This window comes from Frankia sp. AgPm24 (assembly GCF_023243055.1).
Classification (GTDB): Bacteria; Actinomycetota; Actinomycetes; order Frankiales; family Frankiaceae; genus Frankia; species Frankia umida.
Genome location: NZ_JALKFW010000210.1, coordinates 94,037 through 118,931 on the forward strand (window position 1 = coordinate 94,037; position 24,895 = coordinate 118,931).

Annotated in this window: 20 protein-coding genes; 6 read left to right on the forward strand and 14 right to left on the reverse strand. The window is 71.5% G+C overall.

The annotated features are described in order from the left end of the window. Window positions 1–177 precede the first annotated feature (177 nt). Window positions 178–1,059 (forward strand): HAD family phosphatase, encoded by an 882-nt coding sequence (locus MXD61_RS22355; protein WP_248815392.1) that lies wholly within the window; start codon window positions 178–180, stop codon window positions 1,057–1,059. Window positions 1,060–1,092: 33 nt separating this feature from the next. Here the strand turns inward: MXD61_RS22355 and MXD61_RS22360 are convergent, their stop codons facing one another. The 11 genes from MXD61_RS22360 to MXD61_RS22410 all read right to left on the reverse strand — a co-directional run bounded on the left by MXD61_RS22360 (window position 1,093) and on the right by MXD61_RS22410 (window position 14,220). Next, window positions 1,093–2,214: a lysophospholipid acyltransferase family protein gene (locus tag MXD61_RS22360; RefSeq protein ID WP_374629402.1), complete on the reverse strand. Its 1,122-nt coding sequence runs from the start codon at window positions 2,212–2,214 to the stop codon at window positions 1,093–1,095. Window positions 2,215–2,535: 321 nt separating this feature from the next. Then, window positions 2,536–3,579: an NAD-dependent epimerase/dehydratase family protein gene (locus MXD61_RS22365; protein ID WP_248815394.1), complete on the reverse strand. Its 1,044-nt coding sequence runs from the start codon at window positions 3,577–3,579 to the stop codon at window positions 2,536–2,538. A gap of 236 nt (window positions 3,580–3,815) precedes the next feature. Further along, on the reverse strand, window positions 3,816–4,679 hold the full coding sequence (locus MXD61_RS22370) for an S-adenosyl-l-methionine hydroxide adenosyltransferase family protein (protein WP_248815395.1): 864 nt from the start codon (window positions 4,677–4,679) through the stop codon (window positions 3,816–3,818). 234 nt (window positions 4,680–4,913) lie between these two features. Then, on the reverse strand, window positions 4,914–5,012 hold the full coding sequence (locus MXD61_RS22375) for a 30S ribosomal protein bS22 (protein WP_003948845.1): 99 nt from the start codon (window positions 5,010–5,012) through the stop codon (window positions 4,914–4,916). Between the two features lie 106 nt (window positions 5,013–5,118). Then, a complete protein-coding gene (gene proC, locus MXD61_RS22380) occupies window positions 5,119–5,916 on the reverse strand; it encodes a pyrroline-5-carboxylate reductase (RefSeq protein WP_248815439.1) in 798 nt (265 codons plus the stop codon). A gap of 137 nt (window positions 5,917–6,053) precedes the next feature. Further along, window positions 6,054–8,039, reverse strand: coding sequence for an acyltransferase (locus tag MXD61_RS22385; RefSeq protein ID WP_248815396.1), 1,986 nt, complete (start codon window positions 8,037–8,039; stop codon window positions 6,054–6,056). Between the two features lie 417 nt (window positions 8,040–8,456). Further along, window positions 8,457–9,251, reverse strand: a complete 795-nt coding sequence (locus MXD61_RS22390) for a class I SAM-dependent methyltransferase (RefSeq protein ID WP_248815397.1) — start codon at window positions 9,249–9,251, stop codon at window positions 8,457–8,459. Window positions 9,252–9,323: 72 nt separating this feature from the next. Further along, complete coding sequence (locus MXD61_RS22395) at window positions 9,324–10,232, reverse strand: sugar phosphate isomerase/epimerase family protein (RefSeq protein WP_374629385.1); 909 nt, start codon at window positions 10,230–10,232, stop codon at window positions 9,324–9,326. Window positions 10,233–10,677: 445 nt separating this feature from the next. Then, a complete protein-coding gene (locus MXD61_RS22400; protein WP_248815398.1) occupies window positions 10,678–11,988 on the reverse strand; it encodes a Ppx/GppA phosphatase family protein in 1,311 nt (436 codons plus the stop codon). A gap of 130 nt (window positions 11,989–12,118) precedes the next feature. Further along, the gene (locus MXD61_RS22405; RefSeq protein WP_163549896.1) at window positions 12,119–12,799 is read right to left on the reverse strand and encodes a response regulator transcription factor; all 681 of its coding nucleotides are present in this window, start codon (window positions 12,797–12,799) and stop codon (window positions 12,119–12,121) included. Beyond that, window positions 12,796–14,220, reverse strand: a complete 1,425-nt coding sequence (locus tag MXD61_RS22410; RefSeq protein ID WP_248815399.1) for a cell wall metabolism sensor histidine kinase WalK — start codon at window positions 14,218–14,220, stop codon at window positions 12,796–12,798. The genes MXD61_RS22405 and MXD61_RS22410 overlap by 4 nt, the downstream gene beginning before the upstream one ends. 431 nt (window positions 14,221–14,651) lie before the next feature. Between MXD61_RS22410 and phoU the strand changes: the two genes are divergently transcribed. Next, window positions 14,652–15,299: a phosphate signaling complex protein PhoU gene (phoU, locus tag MXD61_RS22415; RefSeq protein WP_248815400.1), complete on the forward strand. Its 648-nt coding sequence runs from the start codon at window positions 14,652–14,654 to the stop codon at window positions 15,297–15,299. 117 nt (window positions 15,300–15,416) lie between these two features. Here the strand turns inward: phoU and MXD61_RS22420 are convergent, their stop codons facing one another. Continuing rightward, entirely contained in the window at window positions 15,417–16,154 is a 738-nt protein-coding gene (locus MXD61_RS22420) for a phosphoglyceromutase (RefSeq protein ID WP_248815401.1), read from the reverse strand. A 642-nt stretch (window positions 16,155–16,796) separates the two neighbouring features. Between MXD61_RS22420 and MXD61_RS22425 the strand changes: the two genes are divergently transcribed. After that, complete coding sequence (locus MXD61_RS22425) at window positions 16,797–17,987, forward strand: folate-binding protein YgfZ (protein WP_248815402.1); 1,191 nt, start codon at window positions 16,797–16,799, stop codon at window positions 17,985–17,987. Window positions 17,988–18,077: 90 nt separating this feature from the next. Here MXD61_RS22425 and MXD61_RS22430 read toward each other — a convergent pair whose 3' ends face one another. Further along, entirely contained in the window at window positions 18,078–19,427 is a 1,350-nt protein-coding gene (locus tag MXD61_RS22430) for a transcriptional regulator (RefSeq protein WP_163550314.1), read from the reverse strand. Between the two features lie 515 nt (window positions 19,428–19,942). Further along, window positions 19,943–21,244 (reverse strand): extracellular solute-binding protein, encoded by a 1,302-nt coding sequence (locus MXD61_RS22435; RefSeq protein ID WP_248815403.1) that lies wholly within the window; start codon window positions 21,242–21,244, stop codon window positions 19,943–19,945. A gap of 290 nt (window positions 21,245–21,534) precedes the next feature. Between MXD61_RS22435 and MXD61_RS22440 the strand changes: the two genes are divergently transcribed. From MXD61_RS22440 to MXD61_RS22450, 3 genes are all read left to right on the forward strand, one after another. Further along, window positions 21,535–22,749 carry a DUF349 domain-containing protein gene (locus tag MXD61_RS22440; protein ID WP_248815404.1) on the forward strand — a complete coding sequence of 405 codons (1,215 nt, stop codon included), beginning with the start codon at window positions 21,535–21,537 and terminating at the stop codon, window positions 22,747–22,749. 217 nt (window positions 22,750–22,966) lie between these two features. Continuing rightward, on the forward strand, window positions 22,967–23,809 hold the full coding sequence (locus MXD61_RS22445; protein WP_248815405.1) for a helix-turn-helix domain-containing protein: 843 nt from the start codon (window positions 22,967–22,969) through the stop codon (window positions 23,807–23,809). Window positions 23,810–23,937: 128 nt separating this feature from the next. Further along, a complete protein-coding gene (locus MXD61_RS22450) occupies window positions 23,938–24,813 on the forward strand; it encodes a hypothetical protein (RefSeq protein ID WP_248815406.1) in 876 nt (291 codons plus the stop codon). Window positions 24,814–24,895: the final 82 nt, after the last annotated feature.

Sequence of the window (24,895 nt, forward strand, 5' to 3'; positions counted from 1 at the left end):
TCGGACCGGACTCGCGATCCGCGGAATTTTCCGGCGAATCACCGACCCGCCCTGCGCGTTGTTGTTGGCGGGAGCACCTTCGCGCCATCAGATCCCCGCCGGGAGCCGTCCGCCGACAGCATCGCGCCGTAGTCTGACGACACGTTGACGGGCGCAGGACCGCATGGAGATGACCGGATGAGGGTGCGACGCAAGGGTGCGGCCGAGATCAGGCAGGCGGCCGAGGCTGCGGCGATCGCCGCGCTGAAGGTCGCGGCGCAGGAAGTCCCTCGTCCACCGTTCGACGAGTCCACGGCCGCCTTCTTCGACGTCGACAACACGGTGATGGCCGGCGCGTCGATCTTCTACTTCGCCCGCGGTCTGGCCGCCCGGGACTTCTTCGACTCCCGCGATCTGCTCCGCTTCGGGCTGGCGCACCTGACCTACCGGCTGCGCGGGCAGGAGAACTCCGACGGCATCCAGGACGCCCGGGAGACCGCCCTCGCCTTCGTGGCCGGCCGTTCGGTCGCGGAGATCGTCCGCTACGGCGAGGAGATCTACGACGAGCGGATGGCGGAGCAGATCTACTCGGGCACCCACGCGCTCGCCCAGCAGCATCTGGACGCCGGCCAGCGGGTCTGGCTGGTGACCGCGACTCCGGTGGAACTCGCCTCGGTGATCGCTCGCCGCCTGAGCCTGACCGGTGCGCTGGGCACCGTCAGCGAGGTCCGCGACGGCTCCTACACCGGCAGGCTGGTCGGCGGCCTGCTGCACGGCCAGGCGAAAGCCGAGGCGGTGGCGGCCCTGGCCGAACGTGAGGGGCTGGATCTGTCCCGCTGCTGGGCGTACTCCGACTCGATCAACGACCTTCCGCTGCTCTCCCTGGTCGGCCATCCGGTCGCCATCAACCCGGACCCGGATCTCAAGGCGATCGCCCGGGAACGGGACTGGCCGGTCAAGGATTTCCGGACGGCCCGCAAGGCGGTCCGGATCGGCATTCCGGCGGCCGCCGGCGCGGGCGCGCTCGCCGGCGGTGTCGCGGCCGGGATGGCGCTGCGGCGGCGGGTCGTCAGCGCCTGATCCGCCCACGACCCACCGGCCGGCTGGCCCCGGTCAGAAGAAGACCGAACGGCGCTGCATCAGCAGGCTGTACAGCGTGTGCTGAATCGTCTCCCGGATACTGTCGGTGAGCTCGAAGACGAGCATCGGATCGTCAGCCGCCTCCGGCGGATGAACATCGGTGGCGACCGGCTCACCGAACTCGATGTACCACTTCGATGGCAACGGGACCAGACCGAACAACCCCAACCAGGGGAAGGTCGGCGTGATCGGCAGATAGGGCAGCCCGAGCAGTCGAGCCAGTGACTTCGCGTTCCCGATCATCGGATAGATCTCCTCCGCGCCGACGACCGTGCACGGAATGATGGGCACACCGGCCCGCAGCGCCGCCGAGACGAATCCGCCCCGGCCGAAACGCTGGAGGGTGTAGCGATCCCGGAAGGGCTTTCCCACCCCTTTGAACCCCTCCGGCCACACACCCACGAGATGGCCCGCACCCAGCAGCCGCTCGGCATCGGCCTGACAGGCCAGCGTGTTACCGATCTTGCGGGCGAAGGGCGCCAGGAACGGCACGGCGAACACGAGATCCGCCGCCAGCATCCGCAGGTTGCGGTGGGCGGGATGGTGGTCGAGGATCGCCATCGCCATCATCAGGGCGTCCATGGGCAGGGTGCCGGAGTGGTTGGCGACCACCAGGGCACCACCGGTGTCGGGAATGTTCTCCAGGCCCCGGGTCTCGACCCGGAAGTAGTCGCGGTAGATCGGGCGCAGCAGCGGAGCGAGCACGTGCTCGGTCAGATCGGCATCGAAGCCATGCTCGTCGATGACGTAGTCGCCGGTGATCCGGCGGCGCAGAAAGGCGAGCACGCCCGCCAGCGCCGACTCGAGGTCACCGGTGCCCGCACCGGGTCGCACGGCGTCGTCCGCCGGCCGGTCGGCATCGTCGGCCGCGGGCCGCGGGCCCATCTCGGTGACCGTGGCTGGCGGATCGGCCGACGCGGGGCCGTCCAGCGTCCTGCGGCGGGCTCGAGGTGCCCGCGCGACCTCACCGGTCGCACCGGTCGCACCGGTCGCACCGGTCCGGCCACGCGATGGTGTTTCCGCGGCCGTGCGGGAGGCCGCGGGGGTCCGGTTCGCACCCCGCGGGCCGGCGGCGTCCGGGCCGACACCGCGCAGGGGCGACTCGCCACCATCGTCGGCGCCGGGGGTGGCACGTGCCGCGGCGGGAGCGGTCGGCTTGGTCGCGGCGGTCGGGGTGGTCGGGGTGGTCGGGGTGGTCGAACGGCGCTGTGCCGGCTGGGTGGTGCCACGCGCGCGGGTCCGGTCACGGCGGGTGGCACCGGGCCTCGCGCCCTCCTGATCCGGGCGTCGGTCACCGTTGAGCGGGATGATCTTCGCCTCGCCCTGTGTGGGCTCGGGTACGTCACCGTCGGACATGAACGCCGCCGCCTTCCCTGGCTTCCCGCCAGGCATGGCGGAACGTCGCGAACCGGGCCGTCATCGCGCCGAACCCGCCAGCCATCGCCGGTTCAGCGAACCGAGCAGACCATGTTCGACGCGGGAGACCAGCTCGTGATCGATGGTGAATCGAAGGTCCCGGTACCGCACGAACGCGTCGAAGGTCTCCACCGTCGAATACCGCGGGCGGTAGCCGAAAACCCCGATCAGCCGACTCGTGTCCACCGCCCGCCCATGTGTGAGCAGATCGAGCTGCTCCGCGGAGTAATCGATGATCCGTAGTCGGCGGGCGAGCCCCCCGAGCAGTTCGATGGCCGGGAAGGGAGCGGGGACACTCGGCCGGCCGGCCCGTCGAATCGCCTGCGACAGCAGCATCACGCCATCCCCCGCGACGTTGAAGGTACCCGCGTGGTGGCCGCGCGCGGCGCGCAGCAGCACCGCGAGCGCGTCGGTGGAGTGCAGCAACTGGATGCGCGGGTCGAAGCCCAGCACCGTCGGCACCACCGGAAGATCGAGGTAGAGCGCCAGCGCGTTGTCGGAGTGCGGGCCGAGGATGTTGGTGAACCGCAGCACGGTGACCGCGATGTCGGGCCGGCGCCGGCTGAATCCGCGCACGTAGCCCTCGACCTCGACGGCATCCTTCGCATAACCGGCCGTGGGCAGCGCACGTGGCTGTGTGTCCTCGGTGAACAGCGCGGGATCGCGCGCGGAGGAACCGTAGATCGCGGTGGTGGACTTCACCACGAGCCTGGTGACCGTGGTCGATTTCTGGCACGCGGCGAGCAGCTGCATCGTGCCGATCACGTTCGTCTCCTTCATCGCGGCTCGACCGCCGGCTCCCAGCGGCGTCGCGATGACGTTGAGATGCAGCACCGTGTCAATACCGGTCGCGGAGATCACCTTGGCGATCAGCGGATGGCGGATATCGGCACGAACGAAATGAGTACGGCCGAGATCGGCCGTGGGAACGGTGGTGTCAACACCGATCACCGATTCGATCTCGGGATCGGCTGCCAGCACGGAGGCGACCTCGGCGCCCAGCGGACGGGCGACACCGGTCACCAGCACCCGGCGTGGTCTCATCGCAGTCTCCCCGGAACGGCCCGGCCCCGACGCGGTGACGTGCCACGCCACGGCTGATCGCGAGATGCCCCCGCAGACCACCAGCTACCCGTCCACCATCCACCGGGTGCTCGTGGCTGCGCCATCGTCCTCGTCATCGTACGCGCACACACGCCGCATTCACTGCGCAGCGTAAGGATGCGGCGGTGTGCTAGCTACTCTGAGTAGCCATCTCGCGGTGGTGGACGGTCGCCGGGTCAGACGGACAGGGGCAGATCCCGGACTATCTGAAAGGGAGACGTCTCGCGGGGCAGTTGGCCGACGACGACGGCGTCCTCCCGGCGCAGCCGCAGCGCGTCGCTGGCACGCCCGCAGTTGACCGCGATCATCAGACGGCGCAGCGCGTCCTCGCAGATCGTCACGCCACCCCGGGGCACCTCGCCGTAGGTGTGGGTGAAGGTCAGCCGCATGGCCCGACTGCCGGTGCGGACCTCCACGGGATCGCCGAGCAGGATGCCGGCGGCCTCGAGGTCGTTACGCGTCATGTTCAGCGACAGGTTGCCGAAGTGGTCGATCGAGACGACCTCACCGTGCACATGATCGTCGTCGACGACGCAGGTGCGGGGCCGGAACTGGATGAGGCTGGCCGCGTCGAGGGGCGGGCCGACCTGGGCCAGGTCGAGGCCCCCGGCGATCCGGGCGGCGACCGGCGCGTAGACGTCACGCCCGCGAAAGACCGCGGTCGGCAGCGGCAGCCACAGCTCCCGGTTGGCGATCTCGCGAACCTCGACGATCCCGCCGCGGGCCTCCCAGGCCAGCGAGGCGACGCCGTTGTCCGGGCAGACGAACACCGAGCCGTCGGCGGCACGAACCGCGATCCCCCGGGTGTAGCCGTCCGCGTCGAGGCGCTCGACAACGACGAGATGGATGCCGATCGGCAGGTAGCCCACCGCATCGGCCAAGGTTATGGCGGCATGACCGACGTCCTGCGGTGCGATCCCATGACAGAGATCAAGCACGCGGGCCGACGGGGCATGCCTGGCGATCACACCGTGACAGACGCCGACACAGGCGTCGTCCACACCGTAGTCGGACAGGAAGTTGATCCACGAACTCGCCATCTCACTCCCCTGCCTGCGTCAGCACGCGGCAACGCCACCTTGTGACACCAGCCTGCCACACCGCAATCGTCAGAGCACGTAGAGCGATATGCCGTGCTTCCCTGAGGTACACGACAGGGTGCTGGTGGCGGGCCGGTGACCAGGCAGGCGCCCGTGCTGGACGCGGTCAGCCGGATCGTCCGACGGACGGGCTCGGACGAGCGGAGTCACAGGAGCGAGACGGCGGGGCCGTGCCTACTTCTTGTTACGACGCTGGACGCGCGTGCGCTTGAGCAGTTTGCGGTGCTTCTTCTTGGCCATCCGCTTACGACGCTTCTTGATGACTGAGCCCACGTACCCGACCGATCTATGTTGAGGAGGTTACCGAGCGAGCCTACCCGCCTCGGCGGGCAAACACGGGAGCCCGGTGCTCCGGGCTGCCAGCGACGACACTGGTCGGCTAGGTCTGGCCGAGTTCGCGGGAGCGGTCGCTGGCGGCCAGGCAGGCGTCCATCAGCGCCGCGCGCACCGCCGCGCGATCCAGGTGATGGAGCGCGGCGATGGTCGTACCGGCCGGCGAGGTCACCGCCTCACGCAGCAACGCCGGGTTCTCGCCGGTCTCGGCCAGCATCCGCGCGGAGCCGGTCGCGGTCTGGGTGACGAGCTGTGTCGCCAGCGCCCGCGGCAGCCCGAGCCGCACCCCGGCCTCGACCAGAGCCTCGACCACGTAGAAGAAGTAGGCCGGCCCGCTGCCCGACAACGCGGTCACCGCGTCAAGGCTCGCCTCGCTCACCCGGACGACCTGACCGACCGGCTCGAGCAGCGCCTCGGCCGCGGCCAGGTGCCTGTCCCCAGCGTGCTGACCGGCGCAGATCGCCGACATCGCCGCCCCGACCAGCAGAGGCGTGTTGGTCATGACCCGGATGACCGGCGGCTTCGACGGCAGGTGCCCCTCGATCGCCGCGGTCGTCACCCCGGCCGCCAGCGACACGACCAACGTGTCGGCGGCCACCACGGGGGCGACCTCGGTGAGCGCGGCGGCGACGTCCTGCGGCTTGACCACGACCAGCAGGACGTCCGCCCGCTGCGCGACGACCCTCGGCGGATGAACCTCCACCCCGTGCTGACCCGCGACCTCGGCCGCCCGGGCCGCGTCCTTCTCCGCCACGACGACGTCCTCGGCGGCGTGCCCGGAGGCGAGCAGGCCGGCAAGCACCGCGCTCCCGAGCCTGCCCGCCCCCATGACCCCGATGACCATGAACGTCCCTTTCCTCAGCCCTTGATCCAGCGTGTCCAGCGTGTCCAGCGTGCCGGCCAGGAGAGTATGGCCCACCCCGACGTACCCCCGCGGCCGACCGCCCCCCACCCACGCCCGGCCACCGCCGGACCCGCGGGTCAGCCCGCCAGGGGCCGACGCGAGACACCGCGCGGTGAGTACCAGGGGTCCTCCACACGTGCGGGAACGCCCATCTCGCGGGGCGCGATGATCAGCTCACCGGGGTACACCTCGTCCACGTACGCCGGATCGGCGGGCAGCCGACTCGGACCGGTCACCGGATCCCAGCCGGCCACCGACCGCCGATGATCATATGCCGGCGGGGCGGACGGACCGGGGACGGCGCCCACCGGATCCACCTGGACATCGGCGTAGCGGACGTCGCCGTGGGTATCCAACCCCCGTGCGGCGTGGCTCGCGTACCCGACGGGGATACGCGCATAGCCCTCATCCACCCAGACGTCGTCGGTCTCCGGTTCGCTGGACCACGGGTATCCCAGCTCGGGTGAGCGCGTCGGGCTGCCGCGCCGGAGGGCGAGGGTGTCCTCATCTGCGCGGACCATGCCCGCCCGGCGGCTCGGGCGGCCCTCGTCCGCGGACTCCCACCGCCAGCGCAGCCCAGCGGTGTCCTCCACCCGCCGCTCGGCGGGATGCGCGAACGGCTCCGCCACGGCGACGGCCGCCCGTCGCGGGCCACGCGGGGTGTCCGCCCACCCCGGACGTATCCGCTGCGCCGGGCGCTCGATCAGACGATGGGAGAAGTAGGCGACGAACGTGCTGGCCACCGCCGCGCAGACGACTGCCGGCCACAGGCCGATCCGGGGCACCAGCTGTCCGTTGGCCGCCGAGATCACCGGGTAGTGCCACAGGTAGACGCTGAAGGTCATCTTGCCGAGGGAGGCCATCCGCGGCCGGCCGAGCAGCCGCACCCAGACGGCATCCCGGCGAAGGTCGGCGCTGAGCACGACGATCGCGGCCAGCAGCGCGCTCGGCAGGTAGGCGGCGCGGTCGAGCCAGTTCGCGGCGTGGACGTTCTTGTTCGGGCCGAGGAAGGCGAACAGGACCAGCCCGATCGCGGCGGCGAGCCCCAGCGCCGCGATGCGCCGTCCCGCCGGCCACCGTCGTACGACGGCCGCGGTCACGTCCGGCCGACCCGCGCCACCCCTGTGGCCACCGGTGGCACTGTCGCTACCGGTCCGAGGTCGCGAGGCATGTCGCCGATGGCCCTGAGCCCTCGCCGCCGACCAGGTCGACGCGGCGGGACGTCCGGACGGCCCGGGTGGCGTGGACGGCAACGGCAGCGGCAGCGGTGGCGTGGGCGGCACGGGCGGAGCGAGGTCCTCGGCCCGGGACAGGGCGCGCAGTCGGGTGTCGCGCCACACCGCGAGCAGGCATCCGATCAGCAGCGGGGCGACATGCGTGTCGAGAGCGAGATAGACGCGGGTGTGCGGCGCGCCGTCGCCTGCCAGGACGTAGGTCCAGCCGGCCAGCATCAGGACCAGGCCGAGCAGGATCAGCCCGAGGTGCCGGCGCAGCCGCGCGGACCGGCGCACCAGCACGAACATCACCGGCCACAGCAGGTAGAACTGCTCCTCCAGGGAGAGCGACCAGACGTGGGCGAGCCAGCGTCCACCCGCCTCCGGGTGTGCGACCTTGTACCAGTTGTTCACATTGAAGAAGGCCGATGTCGCACTGCCGACGAAATCGTCACGGAACGCGGTGTCGTCCCATTTGAACAGCGCCGTGACCAGAAGCCCCACGAACAGGTAGACCCACATCGCCGGCATGAGCCGGAAGGCTCGCCGGACCAGGAACCGACCGATGGAGACGGTTCCGGTCCGATGATGTTCGGCCAGCAGCAGCGCCGTGATCAGAAATCCGCTGAGCACGAAGAAGACGTCGACCGCGACGTTGCTCGCTCGAATCGCACCCATGTGACCGGCGAGGATCACATAGATACAGATCACCCGTATACCGTCCAGAGCCGGATGGTAGGCGAACTTCGCCGCGGCCTGGGCGGCCTGGGCGGCCTGCCCCGTCTGTCCTGCGTCGGCCCGGTGGCCCGCCGATCCGCCGGCGGGTCGGCGGTGCGACGGAGCCGTCACCTGTGGTCTTGACTTGGTAGCACCCCGCACCAGGGCCGTCACCTCCTCGATCAGTGCGCCGACGGGCGGCACCCTGCGTCCGGGGTGGGCATACGACGGCGGGATGGGCCGTGCACTGTCATCCTCACCGGAGGCGGCGCGGCGGCGAGGCCCTGCGGCCAGACCATCCACGCACTGCACCGGCGAAGTACGACTCCACCCCGCGATCGCGGCCAAGACTAACGGATCGACGCACGAGAGAGAAACCGACGATGAATCACACGACTCGATTCGACGTGACGTATTCGATTCATTACAAACAAGCGCACATCCAAAGCAAAACGGGACCACTATCGGGGTGCTCGAAGGTCGTCCCGCGTTACACCTGGAGATAGCCGAGCGGGGGTACCCGAACAGCTACCCTCCGGGCGGCTCGTACTACTCGACGGGCGTCGACGACCCGGGTCGCGCCGGGACGCGGGCAATCACCAACAGGGTACGGAAGGGCTCGACGACGATCCCGTCCGGAAAGGCGCGCAGGACGCTGTCGCGCTCGGCCCCGAGATACTCGTCGAGGTCGGCGCCGATGGCTGCCACATAGGACTTCGAGCGCTGCCAGGTCAGGTAGTCCTCGAGGGCGATCCGCCGCTGCCACCGCCCGGTGAGGGTGACGACCTCCTCGAAGTGGCCCGTCCAGCGCAGTTCGTCGGCGTAGGGGCGGGTGCGGTAGTCGCGCCGGTAGCCGGGGCTCATCCGCTCGAGTCGATCCTGCTGACGTTGCCACCAGCGGGCATCCGACGCGTCGACGTCGTTCCACCAGACGGCGAGCACGCCACCGCCCCGCAGCACCCGGGCGGCCTCCGCGGCGGCGACCGGCACATCGACCCAGTGCCAGGCCTGGGCGTAACAGACGAGGTCGACCGCGTCGGCGCGCAGCGGCAGCGCCTCACCGTCCCCACGCACCGCGGGGAGCCCGGGAGTGGCGGCGAGCAGCCGGGCAAGCATGTCCGGCCCGGGTTCGACCGGCAGGACCCGCGCGCCGCGCCGCAGCAGCAGCCGGGTGGCGATGCCCGTACCGGCCCCGACATCGACGACATCCGCGCCGGCCAACGGCCGTCCAAGAATCCGCTCGATGTCGAGCAGGATCTGCTCCGGGTAACCAGGGCGTGTCGCCGCGTACGCGTCCGCCAGCGCGTCGAAGATCGAGCCGGTGGCGGTACGAGCACCGGTCACGGCCTGATTGTGCCGAGGGCTTCGGCCGCTGTCAGCCCCCACCGGGTCGCGAACCACCTGGCCGGACGGTCATCACGACCGAACGCCGGGAGTGCTGGCGGTGCCGCTGTCGGTGGTGGTGGTGGTGTTCGCGGCGCTGGTGTTCGCGGCGCTGGCGAGCGCGGGGGCGGCGAAATGCAGGCGGGTGAAGGCCAGCGCCTCGGCCAGGTCGGCCTCGCGCTGCACCCGGGATTCGGCCCGCCGGGTGTTGATCTCGACCACGATCGTGCCGTCGAATCCGCTGGTGGCGAGTTGTTCCAGCAGTTCGGCGCAGGGCTGGGTGCCCCGTCCCGGGACGAGATGCTCGTCCTTGGCCGAGCCCATACCGTCGGCCATATGCACGTGGACGAGCCGTTCCCCGAGCTCACCGGCCATGGCCATGGCATCGGAACGGGACACGCTGGTGTGGGAGAGGTCGAGGGTGACATGGGCGTAGTCGTCGTCCACCGGCGACCAGTCGGGTGCGTAGGCCGAGACCTCCCGACCGCGGGCGCGCAGCGGAAACATGTTCTCCACCGCGAACCGGACGTCGGTCTCCCCGGCCATCCGCTCGATGCCGGTGATGAACTCACGCGCGTAGTCGCGCTGCCAGCGAAACGGTGGGTGGACGACGACCGTCCCGGCGCCGAGCGTCTCGGCGACGCTGCGGGCGCGCACCAGCTTGGCCCACGGATCGGTGCCCCAGACCCGCTGGGTCAGCAGCAGGCACGGCGCGTGGATCGCCAGGATCGGTATCCCGTGGTAGTCGACCAGGCGACGCAGCGCCTGCGGATCCTGGCTGACCGGATCCGTCCAGACCATGATCTCGACACCGTCGTAGCCGAGCCGGGCGGCCATCTCGAACGCGGACGCCGTCGACTCGGGATAGGTGGACGCGGTGGACAGCGCCACCCGCGCCGCCGGTACCCGCAGCGTCGAACCGCTCTCGCGCCGCGCCGTCACGATGGCCGGACGGCCAACCCGCCCAGCCGAGGGGCGTGGAGCTGAGGGGGGCGGAGCCGAAAGGGGCGGGGTCGGGTCCGGCGTGCGGGAGCCGACTGGAACCGGCCATCGGGAGACGGCCGAGTCGGCCGATGGGGGCTCGGGCAGCGGCGCCTGGGACGGGGGCGGGCCGGCGGCATCCGACCGGGCCGCATCGGCCGGTCGTGTGCTCGGACGCCTCGCCCGCAATCCATCTCCCTGCCGTAGAAGCCGGCGGCCGGAGCTGCCGGGTGCCTTCCTCGTCCAGGCTAGGCCATCGCCGCGGGTTCGCCCATGCTGCGGCTCGTCCACCGACAGTACATAGCCTGATATCGCACGTGACAGCGGCCACATCCGATCATCATCGCATCCCGGCGAATCCCCCACAACCCGAAAAGTACTTTTTTCCCCTTATGGGCGGATACTGTCAGCCGGAGTTGAGCCAGTCGAGCCGGCGCAGGATGACTCCCTCCCGCAGCGCCCAGGGGCAGATCTCCGCCTCCTCGACGCTGAACAGATCGAGAGCCTCCGCGGCCACGATCGCGCCCGCGACCAGTTGCCCGGCCCGGCTCGCCGAGACCCCGGCGAGCGCCGCCCGTTCCTCGACGGTCATCCGGGTGATCTTCGTGACGACGTCCGCGAGGTCGTCACGACGCAGCACCCGGCGGGTGTAGGGGCCGCGGCTGTACGGTTCGGCGCCGGCGATCCGGGCCAGCGAACGGAAGGTCTTCGACGTCGCCACCACCCGGGTGTGCTCGCCGAGGTGGTAGATCGTGGCGACGACCGGAGCGATCTGCGCCCGCACGTAGCGCCGCAGTTCCGCGAGGTCGGCGCGTCGGGGCGGGTCGTTGTCCGCGCCGGCCAGCCAGTCGCGGGTGAGCCGGCTCGCGCCCAGCGGCAGCGAGGCGACGACCTCGGGATCCTCGTGCATGCCGGCGCCGATCTCCAGCGAGCCGCCACCGATGTCCAGAGCCAGCAGCCGCCCGGCGCTCCAGCCGAACCAGCGCCGCGCCGCGAGGAAGGTGAGTCGGGCCTCCTCCTCGCCCGAGAGCATCCCGATCCCGACCCCGGTCGCCGCCCGGACCCGGGCGAGAACCTGGTCGCCGTTGCTCGCGTCGCGCAGCGCCGACGTCGCGAACGCCGCGAGATCCTGCACCCCGAGCGCCTCGGCCTGCTCACGCATGTCCCGCACGCACGCGGTCAGCGCCTGTTCCCCCTCGGTACCCAGGGAGCCGTCGGCCTCGAGCAGTTCGACGAGGCGCAGCGGCACCCGGACGCTGGCCGCCGGCTGTGGCTGCCCGCCACGGTGGGCGTCCACGACCAGCAGGTGCACCGTGTTCGACCCGATGTCGATCACGCCCATCCGCATCGGGCCGGGATGCGGCCCGGCCGGCAGCGGCCCAACGCCGACGCCCGCCCGTGGGCGCGCGGCGCCCGCGGGCCGCACCAGGACGCCATCCCCGGCGAGCACCACCGCCCCGGCCAGCACGACCGACCCACCCGATGGCACCGACCCACCCGATGGCACCGACCCACCGGATGCCGCCGGATCCGGCACGGAACCGTCCGACGCGGCGGGGTCGGAACCCGGCGCGGCCGGCGAGCCCGGCTCCCCCGCGGGCATCTGGCCCGCGGGGTCGACCAGCCCGGTCAGCTCGACCGCTGCGACCAGCCCCGCTCCCGCCGACTCCACCGGATCGGCCGGCTCGGCCGCATCCGCGGGCCCGGCCGTGGCCACCGTGGTGGGACGGTCCGACTCGCCGACTCTCGACCGCGCGGCCGCACGATGCGACCCGAGCGGGAACCAGCCCGCCGGACGAACGCCTCCGAGCACCCGAACACCGCCCCTCCGCCGGACCGGCCAGCGGTCACGGCTCGAACTTGTAGCCCAGGCCCCGCACCGTCACGAGGTGACGCGGGTTCCCGGGTTCGCGCTCAATCTTCGTCCGAAGCCTCTTGACATGTACGTCCAGGGTCTTGGTGTCACCCACGTAGTCGGACCCCCACACCCTGTCGATCAGCTGCCCCCGCGTGAGTACCCTCCCGGCGTTACGCAGGAACATCTCCAGCAGCTCGAACTCCTTCAGCGGCAGGGTCACCATCGCGCCCTCGACCGTGACGACGTGCCGTTCGACGTCCATCCGCACCGGCCCGGCCTCGAGCGTCGTGTCCGAGACCTCCTCCGTCTCCGAGCGGCGACGCAGCACCGCTCGAATCCGCGCGACGAGTTCGCGCGACGAGAACGGCTTGGTGACGTAGTCGTCCGCGCCCAGTTCCAGGCCGAGTACCTTGTCGATCTCGCTGTCGCGCGCGGTGAGCATGATGATCGGCACACTCGAACGGGTCCGCAGGGTGCGGCACACCTCGGTGCCGGACAGCCCCGGCAGCATGAGGTCGAGCAGGACCAGGTCAGCGCCACGGCGATCGAACTCCGCCAGAGCGCTGGGACCATCGGCCACGACGCCCACCTCGAAACCCTCCCGTTCCAACATGAACGACAACGCGTCGGAGAACGACTCCTCGTCCTCCACTACCAGCAGCCGGGTCACCCGATCGCTCCCCATGTCCCGTCCGACGGACCGGCCGACCCGGACCGCTTCCCGCGTTCCCCCCGGAACGCAGCATCATGATCGCCCCGGGCCTGATCGCCGTCGACCTCGGTGGCACCCTCGTCCCGGACGGACGCCTCCCAACCCGGCACATCCTGGACGGACGCGGCCAGGATCTCCCGCGCATCGAGGATGTCACCGGGGTCCGACACATCCGGGACGTCCGAGCTGGCACCGACGTCCGAGCTGGCACCGACGTCGGCGATACCGGGGACGACGACCACGGGGACGGCGATCCCGGCGGAGGGCGTCGCGGTCGCCGCGGCGTTGGCGAACAGGGGCAGGCGGATGGTGAAGGTCGAGCCGGCCCCCTCGGAGCTCCAGACGGTGACGGTTCCACCGTGGTTGGTCGCGATGTGCTTGACGATGGCCAGGCCCAGGCCGGTGCCGCCGGTGGCCCGGGAGCGGGCGGGGTCGGCCCGGTAGAAGCGCTCGAACACGCGCTCGAGGTCCTTCTCCGCGATGCCGATGCCCTCGTCGGCCACCGAGATCTCGACCGTCGTCCCGCTGCGGCGCACACCGAGCACGATGCGGGTGCCTCGCGGCGAGTAGCTGATCGCGTTCTCCAGCAGGTTCGCGACCGCGGTGACCAGCTGCCCCTCATCGCCGAGCACGTGCAGCGCACCGTCCCCGATCACCGCGAGGGAGATCTCCTGGGCCTGGGCGTGCAGTCGGTTGCGGTCGACCGCCTCGGTGAGCAGCTCGCCGGTGAGCAGGGGGCGCAGGTCGGGCAGCGGCTCGGCGCCCTGGAGCCGGGAGAGGTCGATGATCTCCTGCACCAGCCGGGCCAGCCGGTCGGACTCCCGGGTCATCCGCGAGGCGAACCGGCGCACGGCCACCGGGTCCTCGCTGGCCGCGGCGACCGCCTCGGCGAGCACGTGCAGCGCGCCGACGGGCGTCTTGAGTTCGTGGCTGACGTTGGCGACGAAGTCGCGCCGCACCGCCTCGACCCGACGTGACTCGGTGATGTCATCGAGGATGACGGCAACATGACCAGTCGAGTCCAGCAGGCGTGCGCGGGTACGCACGGCGAGCGCCTCCTGGTCGGGACGCGGCCGGGTCAGCGGCGGTTCGGGCACCGGCGGCAGGTCGATCTGACGTTCGTGGTCGCGTCCGGCCAGGCGGGTGGAACGCACCAGATCGGCGAGTTCGGCGACGGCGATCTCGTAGTCGCGGACCACACCCATCCGGCGGGCGACCGTGTTGACCAGCACCGCCCGATCGGTCGCGTCGAGCACGACCAGCCCGGTCGGCAGCCCGGAGATCACTCGACGGATGAGCTTCGGGGGCAGGAGCACGCCGTCGAGCGCGCCCCCACCTGGTTCGGCGTGCGCCGGTGTGCGGCCGGGTACCAGCGTCATCGTCCATCCTCGGGACATCCGTCCGCCGAAGCGGGACGGTCAGCACAGACAGTCGACTTCACGTGAAGCACACGGCATGTCACGGCATCCACCGACCTGTCACCCACTCGCCGCATGCTAGGTGCCGCCATGCCACCTGGGCATCGCTGTGCGGTCCTCCAACGCCGATCGTCGCCCGTTGTTCATCGGACCTATCGTCGACGTTCACCGAACCGCGAGAGCTGCACCGCATCGTCAAGGTTCGGCGTGTCCTACCCGCGCCGCCGCTGTGATCTCATGAATCCACACGCCTTCGCCTGTCGATCCCGCCTCGTCCACTCTGGTCCGTGAACCGCCCGGCGAAGGCCGTTGCGCGAAGACCCGTTCCGCGAAGATCCACCGCGTGCAGACCACCCAGCGAAGCCCCACCCAACGAAGACAAGGAGCCGTCCGTGCGGGACGCCTTCACCGACGAACTTGACAGCATCGACCAGTCCCTGATCGAAATGACCAACCTGGTCGCCTCGGCCATGGCGCGGGCGACGACCGCGCTGCTGGACGCCGATCTGCAGCTCGCCGAGAACGTGATCAGCGGCGACGAGACCGTCGACCTGTTGCGCAACGAGATCGAGGAGCGCGCGTTCGACGTGATGGCCCGGCAGGCCCCGGTCGCGACCGACCTGCGCATCATGGTCACCACGCTGCGGATCGTCGCCGACCTCGAGCGGATGGGTGACCTCGCGCTGCACGTGGCGAAGGTCGCGCGCCGCCGCTACCCAGGGCGGGCCGTCCCACCGGAGCTGCGCGGGACGCTGCTGGAGATGGGCCAGGTCGCCCAGCGCATCGTGGCCAAGGCCGGCTCCGTCATCGCCAGCCGCGACACCGACCTGGCCAAGCAGCTCGAGGCCGACGACGACACGATGGACGGGCTGCACCGCACCCTGTTCCACGTGCTGATCGAGAAGCCCTGGCCGCACGGCATGGAAGCGGCGATCGACATCACGCTGTGCGGCCGCTACTACGAGCGGTACGCCGACCACGCGGTGTCGGTCGCGCGTCGGGTGATCTACCTGGTCACCGGGGAGATCGCGTCGGCGTGACCGGCGAGGCCGGTCCGGCCGGCGGCGCCGGCGGCGTGCCCAGGCCCGCGACCACGCGCGGGCCTGGTGGACGACCTGTCGGGTCGGCCCGCCGGCGGCTCCGTTACGGCTTCGCTGTCACTTCTTCGAGCCCTGCGCGGCGACGGCCGCCGCCGCGCTCGCCGCGGCGTCCGGGTCCAGGTACCCGGAGCTGATGACACCAAGGTCGTCATCGAGTTCGTACCGCAGCGGGATGCCGGTCGGGATGTTCAGCCCGGCGATGTCGGTGTCGCTGATCCCGTCCAGGTGCTTCACCAGCGCCCGCAGCGAGTTGCCGTGCGCGGCGACCAGCACGGTGCGGCCGGCCCGCAGGTCCGGCACGATCGCGTCGTACCAGTAGGGCAGCATCCGGGCGACCACGTCGGCCAGGCACTCGGTGCGTGGGATCAGGTCGGGGGCAAGATCGGCATAACGCTCGTCGATCCCGCTGGCCTGGTCCGCCCCGATCTCCGGCGGGGGCGTGTCGTAGGAACGGCGCCAGAGCTGGAACTGCTCGGCGCCGAACTTCTCCAGGGTCTCGGCCTTGTTCAGACCCTGAAGGCCACCGTAGTGACGTTCGTTGAGCCGCCAGTGGCGACGGACCGGAATCCAGGTTCGGCCGGCGGCGTCCAGGGCCAGCCACGCGGTGCGAATCGCCCTGGTCAGCACGGACGTGTGCACCACGTCCGGCAGCACACCGGCTTCCAGCAGCAGCTCACCGCCGCGGGCGGCCTCCTTGACACCCTTGTCGGACAGGTCGACGTCCACCCAGCCGGTGAACAGGTTCTCACGGTTCCAGTTGCTCTCACCGTGGCGGAGCAGGACGAGAGTCGGCATACCCGAGATCCTGCCCGTCCGCCCCGGCTCTCGGCCAGCATTGCCGCCATGACAACGGCCCGGTGCCGGCGGCGCCCCTGTCGTGGCCGGTCACCGACGGCCCGTTCGCCCGCGGATGCCCGCGGGCGCCCCACCGAAGAGGCACCCGGCCGAGAACCACGCCGGAACGCAAGCGACCCCCGGGCGTTTCCCCGCCCGCGCCGAGGCGCGGAGCGAGGACCGTCGGAACTTGTCGACGGCGCCCGGGGGTCGGGTGATCTGCCTGGTACTCGCCGGTGCCGGTGCCCGTGGGCTACGGCCAGAGGTGAGGACCACGAGACCGGCTAGCGGACAGTCACCTCACGAGTCCTATGAGCATACAAAGCGTGGACCACCTCCCTTCTCGTGTACCGAGAACGCTACGCGGCCCGGGGGGCCCCTCGCAACGCCTTTTTCGCCGGGGCGACTGGGACGCTCACGACACCCTGGGACGGGAACAAACGAGCGTCGTCCGCGACCCCGCGAGGACTGCCAGGTCAGCCCCGGCCCCGGCCCACACCCGGATGACACCCGGATGACACCCGGCTGGCGGGGACACCGCGGTGCCCGCCCGTCCGGTGATCGCGACCGGGCTGATCCCGGCCGGCGACCTAGACTCGGTACATGAGCGCCGAACCCGAGCCGGGCCCGACCGAGTCGACCGCAGCCACGGGGGCGGCGTCCCCGCTGCTCGGGTTGCCCGGTGCCGTCGCCGGCCAGGGCCTCGACGGTCCGGTGGCCGCGCACTACGGTGATCCGCTGCGCGAGCAGCGCACCGCGGTCACCGGTGCGGTCCTCGTCGACCGTTCCCATCGCGGTGTCGTGCGGGTTGGCGGGCCGGATCGGCTGAGCTGGCTGCACAGCATCACCTCGCAGCACCTGTCCGGTCTGGGCGAGCTGCGGGGCAGCGAGGCGCTGGTGCTCTCCCCGCAGGGGCACGTCGAGCACCACCTCGTGCTCGCCGATGACGGTTCGGCCACCTGGATCGATGTCGAGCCGGGCACCGCCGCCGGGCTGATGCGCTATCTGGAGTCGATGCGTTTCATGCTGCGGGTCGAACCGGAGGATGTCACCGCCGGCTGGGCCGTCCTGAGTGTGCTCGGGCCGCAGGCGTCCCTGGTGGTCGCCGCCGCCCTGTCCGCGCAGGGCGACGCGGCCCTGGGAGCTGACCTCGGCCTGCCCGATCCGTTGTCCCCGGAGCCGACCGGTGCCCCCACGGTGGGTCCGTACCCGGTCATCCGCGTGGCCGGGGGCGTCCTGGTGCGGCGGCTGCCGCACGGTCTGGACCTGCTCGTCGAACGGTCGGCGCTGGCCCGGACGGCGCAGCGGCTGCGCGACGTCGGTGCGGTGCCCGCGGGGCTCGCGGCGTTCGAGGCGGAGCGGATCGCCGCCCGTCGCCCCAGGCTTGGCCGGGAGACCGACCATCGCACGATCCCGCACGAGGTGGACTGGCTGACCACCGCCGTCCACCTGGACAAGGGGTGTTACCGGGGCCAGGAGACCGTCGCCCGCGTGCACAATCTGGGTCGTCCACCGCGCCGGCTTGTTCTCCTGCACCTGGACGGGATGGTGGCCGCGGCCGGTTCGCCGGTGACGGCCGCGGGCCGGGAGATCGGCTTCGTCGGGACCTCCGAGATGCACGCGGAACTGGGGCCGATCGCCCTGGCGATCGTGAAGCGCTCCGTCGCCGGGGACACCGCCCTCGTCGTCACCGATCCGGACGGCGCACCCATCGCCGCCGCGATCGACCCCGACAGCGACGAGTCCCCCGCCACGCCGAAGCGCCCCGCCGGACGCCTGCTCCGCTCCTCCTGAGCCACCCGGCCCCGGGGCCCGTCCTGCTCCCCAGTCCGCTCTCGCCTGCTCTGCCGCCGCCTGGTCCGCCAGCCGCCCTGGCGGCGACCGTCAGGAGGACCGGGAGAGCGCCTGATCGAGCTCGCGCGCCTGCGGGTCGCCGCTGTGTCGCCGTAGTCGCCGCCGCAGTTCGTCGGCGCGACGCGCGTTGCGCTTGGACCTGGTCGCCTCGAGCATCGGCATGGCCTCCCGGGTGATCGCGCAGCCCTGGTCGACGTTGCCGAGATCGATCTGGACGGACGCCCGTCGCAGCAGGTAGGTCGCCCGGTCCCGGGCCCGGGAGACCGGCAGGGCCTGCAGCGAACGGTCCAGCCAGCGGTCCGCCTGGGCGAGGTGCCCCAGGTCGATGTAGCAGCTGCCGACCTGGGCCAGGAACTCGCCGTCGTCGAAGTAGTCCGCCCAGGCCGGCTCCTCGGGGGCCGCCGCGGCCATGCCCTCCTCCGAACGCACGATCGCCTGCGTGCAGGCGGAGGTCTCGCCGGTGGCGGCGTAGGCCCGGGCCAGTCGCATGTGCAGCATGGCGCTGACCCTGCTGCTGGCCGAGCCGACGCAGGCCACCGCGGCCTCGGCCAGTTCGACCGCCTCCCGCGGACGATCGAAGTCGACACACTGCAGCGACATGTTCTTCAGGACGTTCGCACCAAGCATGCGGTCACCGCCCGAGTGCGCGCAGTGCAGCGCCGTGGTCCAGTACCGCTGGGCGGCGGTGTGAAAACCCGCGTCGAAGGAGACCCAGCCGGCGAACCGGGCGAGCTCCGCGGCCACCGTGTGCAGGTGGCGCCCGACCCGCTCGGTGTAGGAGCCGCGCACGAGCAGGTCCGCGACCAGGCCGAGTTCGGCGTCGACCAGGCGGCGCACGCTCTCCCCACCGAGGCGCTCGTCCATCACCCGCAGGCCCGGAATGTTGTGCTCGATCCGGTTGACGATCTGGTCGTCGACCCGGCCGCCGGCCAACGCGACGGAGAGCTCCGCGGGCTCGAGCCCAAGCCACTGCGACGCGAGCTCGGCCACCCCGACCCCGGTGATCGTCAGGAAGCCCCGCCGGTCGGACAGGGCATCCTCGACGACGTCCATCAGGCTGGTGACGCTGCCGCCCGGGGTCCAGGGGTACTCGGTCCGGACGGCGTCGCCGGTGGGCAGCCAGGCGGGCCAGGGATGCGATTCCAGCCGGTCGTTCGGCACACCGAGCTCGGCGGCGAGCGCCAGCTGGGAAACCCGGTCCGGCACCACACCGCGGTGCTCCCAGCGCCAGACCTTCTGCCGTTCCGCCGCCATGTTCGCCACCCCCAGGTCACGGGCACGGCGAGCAACTACGCGGGCGAGTCGCTGGTAGGACCAACCGCGCTGGGCGCGGACGAATGCGAGCGGATGTGTGCAGGCGTGCGCGTTATCCGTCAGCATCGACGATCTCCTCGAGTCGGATCCTCTGGGCGAATTCCGTGAGCGCTCACTAACGCTATGTCGCGACATCCTGGTGTCCATAGTGATTACCCCGGCGCGATGCGTGCACAGGGGTTACGGAAGGACCACTGTTGGCGGTGAATGCACGCCCCAACCGGGAACTCATCTCCGGAATGGCCGCTCATCACCCGAAACGACCCCCACGACCACAGCAACGGGTACCTGAGCGACCTATGCGTCCGAACACCCACCCGGACGCCCAACCGGACACCCGAACCCGCACCCCACGTACACGTGGAGTCTCCCGCAGGCCACGCCACACCTCGACACCGACACCCGAACCACTGCCACCCGAACCACTGCCACCCGAACCGCTGCCGCGAACCTCTGACACCACCCGATTCCCTTTGACGGGAAGCAAATCATATCTCCGGCCCGACGTCACGCATTTCCGCATCCGACCGCGGTTCTCCCTCGAAACCGAGGTTGACCCGTATTCAGATGAATAATTGTGACTATCGGGTCAGGTTCTCGGCCTCGGTCTGGGCGGCAGCGAGGCTCTGGCTCGGATCCGCGCCGCGCAGCAGGCGGGCGACCTGACCGCTGAGCGCACCGGCCACCTGCCCGCCGAGCGCACCGCCCCAGGAGGGCGGACGGACCAGCGAACCGACCGTGCCGAGAAAGACCCGCAGCTGCGGGTAGGTGGCGTAGAAGGCGGACAGCGCACCGACGGCCGCGGTGTCGAGCGGGATGGAGCTGGACGCCCGGGTGTCGCCGGCGACGAACTCCGGTGACAACAGCGTGACCACCAGCTCCGTCGCCATCTCCCGCTGGCAGCGGTCGGTGGCCAGCACGCTCAGCGCGTTTCCCTGCGCGACCGGATGGAACGTTCCGCCGGGCAGCACGGGGAAGGGAACCATGCCGATCCGCGGGCCCCGCGTACCGTCCCCAGCGACGATCCTCAGGTTGCCGGTGAGCGCGCGGAGGTCCATGGCGAGCATCGCCGTCTGGCGGCGCGGCCCGAAGCGCGCCAGCGCCAGGATGGGAAGGTCGGGCTGCGGACCGTAACCACCGATCCTGGCCAGGAACGCGGCGGCCTCGCGGGTGGCCGCGGTGGTGAGCGTGGGGCGGCCGGCGTCGTCCTGCAGCGGGATGCCACGGGAGTTGGCCAGGGTGGCGAGCAGCAGTTGGCCCTGTTGCCCGTCGGTGATCACGTCGAGCGGTTGGATGCCTCCTGCGGTGGCCCTGATCCGCTCGGCGGCGGCGAGCACGCCGTCGGTGTCCGACAGCGTCTTCGGGTCGACCCCGGCCCGTTCCAGGAGGTCCTGGTTGTAGACCAGCGCCAGTGTGGTGAGCTGCGTCGGGATGCCGACCAGCCGGCCGGCCACGGTGCCCAGGCCGAGCGCGCGCTGGTCGTAGGAGGCCCGCAGCGACCGCGCGGACAGTTGCTGGGCGCCGAGGTCGCCGGCCATCTCGGGCAGCATCGCGAGCCCCGCGGCTGCCACGTCCACGCCGCGCCCCGCGACCCGGTCGGCGCGGATCGCGGCGGCCAGCGACGGGTCGTCATGGGCATCCGCGACGACGTCGACGGTGAGCCCGGGATGGGCCCTGCGCATCGCCGCCGCGCCGGCCCGCGCCACGTCGCCGTAGATGTCCTCGGTGACCAGTCGCAGCGTCCGCACCTGGGCCGCGCAGGCCGCCGAGGCTCTGGCGCCAGCCGGATCGTCGACGGCCGGTGTCGCCGAACGCGCCGCGGGACGCCCGTCTCCGGCCGAGCCGGCCGATCCGCCACCGCCACACGCCGTGAGATAAATCATGCCGAGAGCGACAAGTAGCGGTAGCATCCGACGGATACGCATCAGGCGAGACCCTCTCGACCATGCGGGCTGGCCCGGCCGCCCGGCCCTCGCGACCGGCATTCGCCCGACTCGTCCCCGTCACGTATCTTGACCCCGGTCGCGCTGGGTTCCAAGGGCTGGCGGTCGAAACCGAACCAACGGGCCCGCGGTGAGCCGATCCGCGGCGGCTGTCCCCTCTGGGCTCTTCGCCTGTAAGAATGACAGCCAACCATCAGCCGATCTTCGGACCATCAATCTTCGGGACCACCATGAGCGACCGCAGCGAATCCGACACCGCCGCCGCCTGGGGGCGCGTCGCTGATGACGGCACGGTCTACGTTCGCCTCGCGGACGGGGAGCGCGCTGTCGGATCATGGCGCGCCGGCAGTCCGGACGAGGGGCTGGCGCACTTCCAGCGCCGTTACGACGATCTGTGCGCTGAGGTCACGCTGCTGGAGCGGCGCCTCACGCTGACCGGCGTCGACCCGGCCGGGGTGGCCGGCACGGCCCGTCGGCTGCTGGATTCGCTGCCCACCGCGGCCGTCGTGGGTGACCTCGACGCGGTGCGGGCCCGGCTCGAGACCGTGATCGAGGGCACCCGGGCCCGCCGCACCGCGCTGGCCGCCGAGCGGGCCGAGCGCAGTGCCCGCGTGCTCGCGGCCAAGGAGGAACTGGTCGCCGAGGCCGAGCGGCTCGGGCAGAGCTCCGAATGGAAGTCCGCTGGCGAGCGGTTCCGCACGCTCGCGGAGGAGTTCCGTGCCGTCGGCTCGCTCGACAAGCGCACCGACTCGGCCCTGTGGCGGCGCCTCGTCTCCGCCCGGGAGGAGTTCACCCGGCGGCGCACCGCGCATTTCGCCGCGCTCGACACGCAGCGAAGCCGCTCGAAGGAGCGCAAGGAAGCGATCATCGCCGAGGCCCGGGTGCTGGTCGACTCCACCGACTGGGTCGGTACCACCGCCCGCTACCGGGCGCTGTTGACCGAGTGGAAGGCCGCAGGCCGGGCCGCCAAGGACGTCGACGACGCGCTGTGGGCCGAGTTCCGCGAGGTCCAGGACATCTTCTTCAACCGGCGCAACGAGGCCAACGCCGAGCGGGACGCCGAACTGCGTGAGAACCAGGTCAAGAAGGAGCAGGTGCTCGCGGAGGCGGACGCCCTCGACCTGGAGGACATCGACCGCTCCCTGCGTCGGCTGCGCGAACTGCAGATCCGCTGGGACGAGATCGGTCGGGTCCCACGCGAGTCGGCCGGCACGCTCGAACGGCAGATGGCCGCGATCGGCGACCGGCTGCGCGATGCCGCGGACGCCCGCTGGGAGCAGCAGTCGGTGGCTTCCTCCCCGTTCGTCACCAAACTGCGGGAGTCGGTGGCGAAGCTGGAGGACAAGCTCGCCAAGGCACAGGCCGCCGGGCGCACGAAGGAGATCGCGCAGGCCGAGGCGGCACTCGCCACCCAGCGTGCATGGCTGGCCCAGGCCGAAAGCTAGGGCGCCCGCAAGCGGGCCCACGGGGCAGGAGCACCTCTCCCACCTGCACATTTCCCTCTGGCTCGCGACGACGCCGGACGGATACCGCTAACTGGCGCGCTTGCCAGAGTTAGCAGCGCGACGTATCGTCGCCGGTGTTGATGCCGCGTTGTTCCGGCCCCCGCGCCGGTGCGCCGGTCGGGCGGCGCTCGCGCACCGTCCCCGGTGAGAGGCGGCGATGGCGGCCGGTCGCCCGGCGGAGGAGGCGTGTGTTCTGGTGTCGGCCCTGAACGTCCGTGAGCTCGGCGACTTTATTCGGGATCAGCGCCGCACGGCCCAGATCTCGTTGCGTCAGCTCGCCAAACAGGCCGGGGTCAGCAACCCGTATCTGAGCCAGATCGAACGCGGTCTGCGCCGGCCATCCGCGGAGATTCTCCAGCAGATCGCCAAGGCCCTGCGCATCTCGGCCGAGGCGCTCTACGTCCAGGCGGGAATTCTCGAGGAACGACACGGCGGCGACAGCGTGATGGCCGCCGTCCTCGCGGACGAATCCCTCTCCGAACGGCAGAAGCAGGTCGTCCTCGACATCTACGAGGCGTTCTGCAAGGAGAATGCCGTCGCCAACCACACCGCGGCGGCGGAAAAGCAAACCACCGCGGCGGGCACCGCACCCGCGGGCAGCGAAGCCAACCGGCGACCGGCTGCCACCGCTGACCAGACGGGCGCGGGTCGGCCCGTCGCCACCGGCACACCGGTGAAGGTCCGCAGCACCACCCCCCGGGCCCCCCGTCGCACGGCCACCACAGGCACTGCGACCACGGGTACCGCGACCACGGGTACCGCGGCGACAGCCAGCGCGGCCGGTACGAGCGTCACGACGCCCAGGAGCACCAGAACGTCCAGATCGGCCAGGGCGGTCAGGGCCTCCGGTACGGCCAGCAAGCCCGCCGCGGCGCCCAGGGCCGACACGGCGCCCAGGACCAGCACCGCCCCCAAACCCGACGCGGCGCCCAGGACCAGCACGGCCCCGAACGTCGACCCGGCGGCGACGCCCGGGGGCACCGAGCAGCCCGAAGGCTGACCAGTCCGACCACCGCGCGCATTCCCAACGCCATCCCCTGACCCACCGCCGGGTCGCGCATCGGGCGCGCCGGCCGGAACCCAGGAAGCGCGATACGACGACACGAACTGACCACTGAGGGAGTCCTGATGGCCACCACCCGTAGCACGAACGGCCGTAGTACGCCGGCCCGTTCCACCTCCACCGGGGCTTCGGCCCCCACCGCCAGCGGTTCCGACGCTCCGACCAGCGCCGCCGCGTCGACCAGCGGCCCGGCCAGCACCAGTGGCGGCGTGACGACGCCCACCGCCGGTGCCGCCGCGAGCGTGGGCGGCACGAACACCTCCAACAGCGGCCCGTCGTCGAGCCGGACGACCGTCCCGAGCACGCGGACCTCGACCAGCCGCACGTCGACGACGCGCACCTCGACGACGCGCACCCCCGCGTCGGCCCGCTCCACGACGACCCGGTCCACGACGACCCGCGGGTCGAGCCGACCGGCCAGCCGCACGAGCCCGACCCGGCCGACCGCTCGGGCCAGTGCCAGCGCCGGAGCCGGCGTGCGGGGGGACACCGCCCGAGCCCAGGCCGAGGTCCGGGTGCCGCTGGCGGAGGTGCGCAAGCCGCTCTACGCCTCGGTGGGTGCGGCCGACCTCGCGGTCGCGAAGCTGCGCGCCCTGCCGACGACCACCGGCAACGAGGTGCGTCGGATCTCCGATCGGGTCGGCTCCCTGCCGGTGCAGGCCGCCCGGGTCCCGGTGCAGGTCGGCACGGCCGTCCTCGCGCTGCCGGGCACGGTCACCTCGCAGATCTCCGACCTTCAGGGACGGGCCACCGATCTCTACAACGCGTGGGCGTCGCGCGGTGAGCGCCGGGTGGCGAGCCTGCGACGCAGTCCGGCGACGGAGCAGGCCGTGCACCGGACCCGCACCGCGGTGAGCCAGACCCGCGCGGCCCGCACCACGACCCGCCACGCCGCCACGGCGGTCGGGCGCGCGATCGTCGACGCCGTCCCGCAGAACTGACGAACATCAACCCAGGCACAACTGCCAGTGGGAGCCGCAGGTACGGCCGCTAGCACAGCGCAGCCGATCGTGGTCCGTGGAC

Bases quoted from the DNA above. Each gene is read 5' to 3' on its own strand.
- MXD61_RS22420 (WP_248815401.1), bottom strand. From the start codon at position 16,154: ATGCCGACTCTCGTCCTGCTCCGCCACGGTGAGAGCAACTGGAACCGT.
- MXD61_RS22430 (WP_163550314.1), bottom strand. From the start codon at position 19,427: ATGCTGACGGATAACGCGCACGCCTGCACACATCCGCTCGCATTCGTC.
- MXD61_RS22445 (WP_248815405.1), top strand. From the start codon at position 22,967: ATGGCGGCCGGTCGCCCGGCGGAGGAGGCGTGTGTTCTGGTGTCGGCC.
- MXD61_RS22355 (WP_248815392.1), top strand. From the start codon at position 178: ATGAGGGTGCGACGCAAGGGTGCGGCCGAGATCAGGCAGGCGGCCGAG.
- MXD61_RS22370 (WP_248815395.1), bottom strand. From the start codon at position 4,679: ATGGCGAGTTCGTGGATCAACTTCCTGTCCGACTACGGTGTGGACGAC.
- MXD61_RS22365 (WP_248815394.1), bottom strand. From the start codon at position 3,579: ATGAGACCACGCCGGGTGCTGGTGACCGGTGTCGCCCGTCCGCTGGGC.
- MXD61_RS22440 (WP_248815404.1), top strand. From the start codon at position 21,535: ATGAGCGACCGCAGCGAATCCGACACCGCCGCCGCCTGGGGGCGCGTC.
- MXD61_RS22425 (WP_248815402.1), top strand. From the start codon at position 16,797: ATGAGCGCCGAACCCGAGCCGGGCCCGACCGAGTCGACCGCAGCCACG.
- MXD61_RS22410 (WP_248815399.1), bottom strand. From the start codon at position 14,220: ATGACGCTGGTACCCGGCCGCACACCGGCGCACGCCGAACCAGGTGGG.
- MXD61_RS22450 (WP_248815406.1), top strand. From the start codon at position 23,938: ATGGCCACCACCCGTAGCACGAACGGCCGTAGTACGCCGGCCCGTTCC.
- proC (WP_248815439.1), bottom strand. From the start codon at position 5,916: ATGGTCATCGGGGTCATGGGGGCGGGCAGGCTCGGGAGCGCGGTGCTT.
- MXD61_RS22435 (WP_248815403.1), bottom strand. From the start codon at position 21,244: ATGATTTATCTCACGGCGTGTGGCGGTGGCGGATCGGCCGGCTCGGCC.